Annotated in this window: 10 protein-coding genes; 5 read left to right on the forward strand and 5 right to left on the reverse strand. The window is 36.8% G+C overall.

From position 1 onward, the window contains the following. A partial coding sequence (locus CK510_RS22895; protein WP_143289390.1) for an MFS transporter occupies nucleotides 1-568 on the reverse strand: 568 nt, incomplete at its 3' end. A gap of 178 nt (nucleotides 569-746) precedes the next feature. Between CK510_RS22895 and CK510_RS22900 the strand changes: the two genes are divergently transcribed. Next, nucleotides 747-1,394: a hypothetical protein gene (locus tag CK510_RS22900; RefSeq protein ID WP_143289391.1), complete on the forward strand. Its 648-nt coding sequence runs from the start codon at nucleotides 747-749 to the stop codon at nucleotides 1,392-1,394. A gap of 201 nt (nucleotides 1,395-1,595) precedes the next feature. On the opposite strand, the gene CK510_RS22905 is transcribed toward CK510_RS22900, so the two are convergent. Next, nucleotides 1,596-2,426, reverse strand: a complete 831-nt coding sequence (locus CK510_RS22905; RefSeq protein ID WP_095723886.1) for an alpha/beta fold hydrolase — start codon at nucleotides 2,424-2,426, stop codon at nucleotides 1,596-1,598. Nucleotides 2,427-2,627: 201 nt separating this feature from the next. Here CK510_RS22905 and CK510_RS22910 point away from each other — a divergent pair, with 201 nt between their 5' ends. The 4 genes from CK510_RS22910 to CK510_RS22925 all read left to right on the forward strand — a co-directional run bounded on the left by CK510_RS22910 (nucleotide 2,628) and on the right by CK510_RS22925 (nucleotide 5,579). Continuing rightward, nucleotides 2,628-3,110: a nucleotidyltransferase domain-containing protein gene (locus CK510_RS22910; RefSeq protein ID WP_095723887.1), complete on the forward strand. Its 483-nt coding sequence runs from the start codon at nucleotides 2,628-2,630 to the stop codon at nucleotides 3,108-3,110. A gap of 66 nt (nucleotides 3,111-3,176) precedes the next feature. Next, nucleotides 3,177-3,884 carry an NAD(P)H-dependent oxidoreductase gene (locus tag CK510_RS22915; RefSeq protein WP_095723888.1) on the forward strand — a complete coding sequence of 236 codons (708 nt, stop codon included), beginning with the start codon at nucleotides 3,177-3,179 and terminating at the stop codon, nucleotides 3,882-3,884. A gap of 39 nt (nucleotides 3,885-3,923) precedes the next feature. Next, nucleotides 3,924-4,547 (forward strand): dTMP kinase, encoded by a 624-nt coding sequence (tmk, locus tag CK510_RS22920; RefSeq protein ID WP_095723889.1) that lies wholly within the window; start codon nucleotides 3,924-3,926, stop codon nucleotides 4,545-4,547. 108 nt (nucleotides 4,548-4,655) lie between these two features. After that, nucleotides 4,656-5,579 carry a DNA polymerase III subunit delta' gene (locus CK510_RS22925; protein ID WP_095723890.1) on the forward strand — a complete coding sequence of 308 codons (924 nt, stop codon included), beginning with the start codon at nucleotides 4,656-4,658 and terminating at the stop codon, nucleotides 5,577-5,579. Between the two features lie 16 nt (nucleotides 5,580-5,595). Here the strand turns inward: CK510_RS22925 and CK510_RS22930 are convergent, their stop codons facing one another. From CK510_RS22930 to sipA, 3 genes are all read right to left on the reverse strand, one after another. Then, a complete protein-coding gene (locus CK510_RS22930; RefSeq protein WP_095723891.1) occupies nucleotides 5,596-6,114 on the reverse strand; it encodes a hypothetical protein in 519 nt (172 codons plus the stop codon). Nucleotides 6,115-6,399: 285 nt separating this feature from the next. Next, entirely contained in the window at nucleotides 6,400-6,954 is a 555-nt protein-coding gene (locus CK510_RS22935) for a peroxiredoxin (RefSeq protein ID WP_095723892.1), read from the reverse strand. 100 nt (nucleotides 6,955-7,054) lie between these two features. Beyond that, complete coding sequence (sipA, locus tag CK510_RS22940; RefSeq protein WP_095723893.1) at nucleotides 7,055-7,288, reverse strand: regulatory protein SipA; 234 nt, start codon at nucleotides 7,286-7,288, stop codon at nucleotides 7,055-7,057. Nucleotides 7,289-7,506 lie beyond the last annotated feature (218 nt).

Below are 7,506 nucleotides of genomic sequence, written 5' to 3' on the forward strand. Positions count from 1 at the left end.
CCCGCATTCCCAAAGGGAAAAAAAGCAGTAAAATTAAGAATGCGATCGCGCTACCTGCAAAGATAAATTCCGCCGGATGAAGTAACTTTAGTAACATTCCACCACCCAAAGTTCCCGCAGCGAGTCCCAAGTTATCCGCCACTCCCAAGAGGGAAAAGGCGCTTTGTCGCTGTTCGGGTGTGGTTACATCCATTACAGATGCATCGGCAGCAGTCCAGTATAAACCCGTACTCACTCCAAATACCACATTCACTAGCAACAATAAGAGAAAATTCTCAGTAAATACGGCAATTAATGAAGAGATAATTGAGAAGGCAGACGATAAAATTAAACTGCGTTTGCGTCCAAATTTGGGAGAGTCTGCGAGTATTCCCCCAAGAATGTTACCAGCAAATCCTGAGATCGCACCACCACCAACCGCAAATCCAACCTCTGTAGCTGATAAGTTACCGTAGTTGACAAACACAATCGGTATATAAAAAAGTAGTACTCCTGAACCAAGTTGATATAATCCACGTGCGATCGTTTGTATCCAGACTTGTTGCGGTATTTGGGATGAGATTTTCATGTTGGGGTTGATGTAAGAGCATGTGAACTATTGTAAACAATCCTCAAGAAACCGGGTTTCTCTCCAAACGACAAAACTCCAAATAACCATAACCCATTTATAAATTGATTCAAAAGTTATTTTTCCATCCGAAGTGGGAATTATATATATAAATAATGATATTCCGATCAATTTAAAAATGACTTCAGATAATATATTTACTCGCATCAGGAAAAACTTCGATCAATTTAGTTGGTATTTTTGGTTTCCTTATCCTATTTCGTGGGTAAGAACAATATTATTAATTCCAGTGGCATTGCCAGGAACACGTTTGATATTGATAGGATTTGGTGGAAGCACTATATCTTTGATAACAAATAATCTTGAATTATTAATATTTTTTCTGTTTTCTGGTTTTATTTTGCCAATAGTGATTTTATCTTTTTTATATCACTTCATATGGTTTATATGGCAAAAGGAAAATAAGAAGAGAAAATTTCCCTCTTGGTTGCCATCAAGAAAAAGTTTGTGGGAAGGATTTTATGCCACTGTTGTCATAGGTATATCATTTTCTCTCATATTTATAATATTTTTAGGTTTATCATTGGTTTCATGTCAGTTATCTTACAAATCGGAAGATATGATTGGAAGATGTTCGGGCAGGTTTCTTGGTAATGTTTTTGGTTCAATATTACGTCAGGTAGAAAATAATAGTTTTCAGGATAAGCCTTGGTTTTTTATTTGGTTTGCTATCTCACTTTATATTTATCAAGTTGAGTATTTAGTGAAACAGCGAATTTTACCTAATCTGAAAAAAATATATATTAATAAGCATAAAAAGTATTAAGTAATTTGAATTTAATAAAATATGCTTCTTGATTGTGCAGATTAATGTTGGGTTACGACGCAAATTAATCTCATCGTCAAACATCAAGTTTATTCGTGCGTCTAACCCAACCTACTTTGGATTTATTTTGGATTGGTATTAGCAAATAAGACGAAGATTGTATTTTGATTTGGTAGCAGTATCCTGATTCCTGATTGCTGACTACTTATTTAAAAATGCTTGAACGGTTTGATTAAATTCATCTGGTTTAGTTAAAAAAGCCCAGTGATTTCCAGGTACTTGCTGCACTTGCAAATTCTTGAGATATGTTTTGTAAGGTTTCAACTGCCATTCTTGACGATTTACACCTTTTTCTGGCTGGATAAATAGCGAAGGTATTTCAATTGGTGCTGTCAAACCAGGAACACGCATGACTTCCTCAAAAATGCGATCGCGTGCAGAATAAGTAAATTTGCTACCCCAAGTTCCATCTGATTTTTGTTCTATTCCTGCTTGAAAAGCTTGTTGTTGTAATTGCGTCCAATCCTTGTATTGACTCATTTGTTTGGCTTTTGCTTCGGCAATTTCGTAACTAGAAAATGGTCCCATTCCTTGGAGAAATGGTAATATCCGATATAACAATGGAAACGTCAATTTAAAGATACTCGGTATTTTCCAAATAAAAATTGGATCGACTAAAATTATACTTCGTAAACGTTGAGGATTTTGCTTTGCCCAAATAGTAGCTAATTTTCCCGACCAAGAATGTGCGACAATATGAGCTGATGACCATTTTAGCTGATCCATTAACGCTTCCATATCTTCTATTACATCAGTAAATCTGTAGTCATTTTCTGGTTTGCTACTATCACCATGACCACGCATATCGGGAGCAACAACATGATAATTTGGTGCAATATATTCACCTAAACTTAACCAAACTGTGGCATTATCAGCCATCCCATGTAGTAATAATACAGGTTCCTTTGCTTGATTCCATTCTAGGTAAGAAAGCTGAATATCCGACTTTAATAAACTGTGACGTATCGGCATAATTTGTAAGTGAATTTTAAATTTACTACAACTTACACATATATCATAAAAATCATGAATTTATCCGCGTTTATCTGCGGTTAATTAACTCAATATTTAGTAAATATCCCCGATTTACTTGAGAAGTCGAGAATACGAACCCATACAGCAATTATTCAAATTTTAGTTTATAATTTTAGACATAATTTAGATATAAACCAAATGAATTCAGTAATTTCAGATAATCATATCAAAGCATTAAAACAAATTATTCCTATTTTTCATCAAAATAACATTACATATCGTATCACAGGTGGTTTAGCGGGTAATCTTTATGGTTCCCAATGGTTATTACACGATATTGATATTGAAGTAGCACAAAAAGATATGAATAAAATTGAAGATTTGTTTCAAGAATATATTGCGATCGCACTAATGCGACTTGTCGATGATGAATTTGATTTACGAATCATGACATTAGAAATTGAGCATATTGATGTAGAAATTAATCAAGCAGAAGAAGCATTTGTTTTTCATAATGATTTAGCTGTACCTTTAAATCATGATTTATCAATATTCAATCTCATTATCTTTGAAAAGTTAGAACTAAGAGTACAACCCCTAGACGAAATCATTAAAGATAAAGAATTAATCGGTAGAAAGAAAGATTTAGTTGATTTGCGGCAATTACAAGAAAATTTTTAGCGGTAGAATAACCTAGGCTCTAATTGTTATATAATATGATGTTTGTTTAAATCAGTATCTCCCTTAATGAAAGTATTTATTGTTCACGCACATCCAGAACCACAAAGCTTTAACGCTGCATTAACGAATTATGCCAAAACAGTTCTCGAAACAGCAGGAAATGAAGTCATAATTTCCGATTTATATGGGATGAAATTCGATCCTGTTTCTGATAGACGTAATTTTACTTCGCAAAAAGAGCAAAGTTACTTCAAACAACAACAGGAAGAAAGATACGCAACAGAAAATGATAGCTTTTCCCCAGATATAAAAGCCGAAATGGAAAAACTATTTTGGTGCGATGTATTAATTTTTCAATTTCCCTTGTGGTGGTTTGGACTTCCTGGAATTTTGAAAGGATGGGTAGATAGGGTATTCGCATCGGGGAAAACTTATGGTGGTGGGAAATGGTATGACAATGGCATTTTCAAAGGGAAAAAAGCCATGTTATCATTAACTACTGGTGGAAAAATATCGATGTATAACGAAGTCGGAATTAATGGAGATATTCACAGCATTCTCTATCCAATAAATCATGGTATTTTACACTTTGTTGGTTTTGGTGTTGTGCCTCAATTTATTGTTTTTGGTGCTACTCAAATTAATGATGAACGTCGCAAAGCTTATTTAGAAGAATACAAACAAAGGTTGTTGAGTATTAATGAAACCCATCCAATTATTTATCCTGTATTGGCAGATTTTAATGAAGAGTTTCAACTTAAATTTCCAAATTAGTTTTTCAAATTAGATTTCCAAATTAAAACTGAATTCACCATGCAAGGCAAATTAATTGTTTTTGAAGGGGTAGAAGGATGTGGAAAAACCACCCAAATCCAACTTACCAACGAATGGTTACAAAGCTTAGATATTCAAGTTGTTATCACACGAGAACCTGGTGGAACCGAATTAGGTATAGACTTAAGAAGACTATTACTTGAAGCTGGAAAAAACCCAATTTCTAGTCGTACTGAATTATTATTATATGCTGCCGATCGCGCTCAACATGTCGAACAAAAACTCAAACCAAATCTGAAACAAGGTAAATTTGTACTGTGCGATCGCTTTATCTATTCAACTATAGCTTACCAAGGTTATGGACGCGGTTTAGAGATGGATTTAATCAACCAACTCAACAACATTGCAACCGCAGGATTAGTCAGCGATTTAGTCTTTTGGTTTGATTTAGATGTCGAAATTGGACTCAAACGCAAACGCAGTAGCGGAGAAATAGCTGATAGAATCGAACAAGAAAAAATCGACTTTCATCAAAGAGTACAACAGGGATATAGCGAACTTGCAAAAACCTACCCCGAAAAAATTGTGAGGATAAATGCTAGTGTTAGTAAAGAAGAAGTACAACAGCAAATTCAAGACAAATTAAAAAAAGTCATCAATTGAATTAAAACGTAGAGACATTCCGATGGGATGTCTATATTGATATTGATATTTGCAAAAATATTATCCAGCTGTTATTAAATAAATTATTTAAAACCCTTCCCCTAAAAAATGTCCTTCTTCACACCACTAATTGGACAAACTCAAGCAGTAGAATTACTGATGCAAGCCGTCACCAAAAATCGAATTCCACCAGCGTACTTATTTGCAGGTACAGATGGAATAGGACGAGCATTAGCTGCACGCTGCTTTACCGAAGTATTATTTAGTCACGACACCACCGCACAAAAACGTCTACGGCAGGGTAATCACCCCGATTTACTCTGGGTACAACCAACATACCAACACCAAGGGCAGCGTTTAACCCCCCAAGAAGCTGCCGAAAAAGGGTTGAAACGCAAAGCACCACCAGTAATTCGCCTCGATCAAATACGTGAAATTACTGAATTTCTCAGCCGTCCCGCAATGCTCGCACCGAGAAGCGTAGTCATAATCGAACAAGCCGAAACAATGGCAGAAGGGGCAGCAAATGCACTGCTAAAAACCCTCGAAGAGCCAGGAAGAGCCACATTAATCTTAATTGCACCCTCAGTTGATGCCATATTACCCACCCTCGTATCGCGGTGTCAAAAAATACCCTTCTATCGGCTAGATGTAGCAAATATGGCAGAAGTATTAAATAGAACAGGACATAGAGAAATATTACAACATCCAGCCGTAATCAACTTAGCAGCAGGAAGTCCAGGACATGCGATCGCATCCTACACCCAAATGCAAGCAATTCCAGATGAGTTACTACAAGCATTGCAAAAAACACCCGCAAACCAGCGTCAAGCTTTGGAATTAGCCAGGAGAATCGATAAAGAATTAGACACAGAAGGGCAATTATGGCTAGTTGATTACCTACAGCAACTGTACTGGCAGCAACAACACCAACCAAATATTATCAAACAACTAGAAAAAACCCGTAAAAATCTACTTTGTTATGCACAACCACGTTTAGTTTGGGAATGTACTTTATTGAAGATAACTTAATATTAGAAAGAAAGAATTACCAGGAATCTTCATCATCTAACAAGACATTTTTCCGTTTTTTGCTACGTTTGCGTCTTTGTACTGGACGCATTGCCTCCCTTCCTAAAGTAAACATTCCGGCAACACCTAAACACACAAAGCAAACATATTGATACCAGTATTCTCCCACTTGCGCCAACGCACTCTGTTCAGGGTGCAGAATACTTGAGTACAGCAGTAGCAGAATTATCATCAACGCCCCAAACCCGACAAAACTTAAACCAACCTTAATCCTTGCAGGACGGAGTTCCCAGTCAGAAATTTCATCGATGTCAATCTCAGCAAGCTCATTCAATGTATTATCTGCGACATCCGAAGCATTTTCCAAGCGATCGCGAATCTTCCCAGGTAAAAGAGGTACAATTGCAGCTACAGTTGGACGACGTACTAAAGCTTCCGCATCTCGCAAAATTTCCAACGGTTTAGGAGGAATTGGTTCAGCAAACTCAATATTTTCTGCCTCAGATGGAGCATTTTTTTCTGGTTCCAAGTCCATAAATTTGCCAATAAGAAGCTATAAATCAGTTAGTTGGTATGCATTTGCAAAAAAAATAATAGCAAGCAAATTTGATTGTTTAACTGCAAGAAACACCAAAAAATAAATTCTCCCACATTGTAGGGGTAGGGTCTCCCTACCCTTACTTATGAATGATACGATTGATAAATAAGTGAAATATTCTATTTCCTGGAATTGCCTTACCTTCAGTGTAAACTGATTAACTGATTCACAAAGCCTCAAAAAAGACATTCCCACACAGAGCATGGAAATTAGAACCAGCAACTAAGAAGCTGCTTGTAGTTCAGTCAATCTAGCCAAAACTTCTTGACTGTGGATATTCGGATTAACCTTTACGAATGTCTCCCGTAAATTCCCTTGCGGATCGATAATAAAAGTATGACGCGATGATATAAAACTCATCCAAGAACCGTAAGCTTTACTTACAGCACCAGTTGTATCAGCAAGTAAGGGGAACTTCAAACCTTCCGAATCGCAAAATTCAGCATGTGAATCCACATCATCCGCACTCACACCAATAATTTGGGTATTTTTATCGATGTATTTCGGTAAATCTTCTTGGAATCGACGAGCTTCAATAGTGCATCCAGATGTAAAATCTTTGGGGTAAAAGTAAAGTACAACCCACTTCCAACGCAAATCGGAAAGCGCAACTTTACCATCATTAGTATTGGTTGGTAAGGAAAATTCGGGAGCAGCTTGGTTAATTGCGGGTAGTTTTCCACCTAAAGCATCAGCAGATGGTGTCAAATTCAGCCATCCGCAGAAAGTTAAACAACAAACTAATAATACAGTTAGAAAATTGCGGCGAGAAATCATTAATACAAACCAAAATCACTTCTTTATATAAGTTTACAATCCCGCCCATATTAATGTAGAGACGTTCCGTGGAACGTCTTCTTTGTTCCCAATATTGAAATTAAGATTCCGAGCTTGCTTCCACAGATTCAATATACTGACTATCGATGAGAAATGCACCCCGTGAGAAACGGACACCCCAGTACCCACCAGGACGACGGTCAAGTACGATACCTTCCTCACCAATTTTAATAATATCTGGTGGTCGAAGCATCGGCATTGAGTCTGCGGTTTTTACGTATGGAGGCAATGCCACAACGCGAACTTTACTACCAACAATAAATTCTTGGGACATTTTGATTAAAAGGAGAAATAGTAGCGAACAACGGTTGATTCTTCAAAACAGGCTAGCATATCCTGCCATGATATCAGGACGTAACAACCCATTAAAACAATTCGCAATTCGTAATACTCGCAGAGCGAGAAGCTAAAGCTACGCAATTATGTTTTGTAACGGAGAGAAGTTTGTGGGGACGGAATACGACACACAAAACTACCCTAGCCCTTTCTAGG

Origin of the sequence: Brunnivagina elsteri CCALA 953, from assembly GCF_002289455.1 — a bacterium.
Taxonomy (GTDB): Bacteria; Cyanobacteriota; Cyanobacteriia; order Cyanobacteriales; family Nostocaceae; genus Brunnivagina; species Brunnivagina elsteri.

Bases quoted from the DNA above. Each gene is read 5' to 3' on its own strand.
- tmk (WP_095723889.1), top strand. From the start codon at position 3,924: ATGCAAGGCAAATTAATTGTTTTTGAAGGGGTAGAAGGATGTGGAAAA.
- CK510_RS22915 (WP_095723888.1), top strand. From the start codon at position 3,177: ATGAAAGTATTTATTGTTCACGCACATCCAGAACCACAAAGCTTTAAC.
- CK510_RS22905 (WP_095723886.1), bottom strand. From the start codon at position 2,426: ATGCCGATACGTCACAGTTTATTAAAGTCGGATATTCAGCTTTCTTAC.
- CK510_RS22910 (WP_095723887.1), top strand. From the start codon at position 2,628: ATGAATTCAGTAATTTCAGATAATCATATCAAAGCATTAAAACAAATT.
- sipA (WP_095723893.1), bottom strand. From the start codon at position 7,288: ATGTCCCAAGAATTTATTGTTGGTAGTAAAGTTCGCGTTGTGGCATTG.
- CK510_RS22900 (WP_143289391.1), top strand. From the start codon at position 747: ATGACTTCAGATAATATATTTACTCGCATCAGGAAAAACTTCGATCAA.
- CK510_RS22935 (WP_095723892.1), bottom strand. From the start codon at position 6,954: ATGATTTCTCGCCGCAATTTTCTAACTGTATTATTAGTTTGTTGTTTA.
- CK510_RS22930 (WP_095723891.1), bottom strand. From the start codon at position 6,114: ATGGACTTGGAACCAGAAAAAAATGCTCCATCTGAGGCAGAAAATATT.
- CK510_RS22925 (WP_095723890.1), top strand. From the start codon at position 4,656: ATGTCCTTCTTCACACCACTAATTGGACAAACTCAAGCAGTAGAATTA.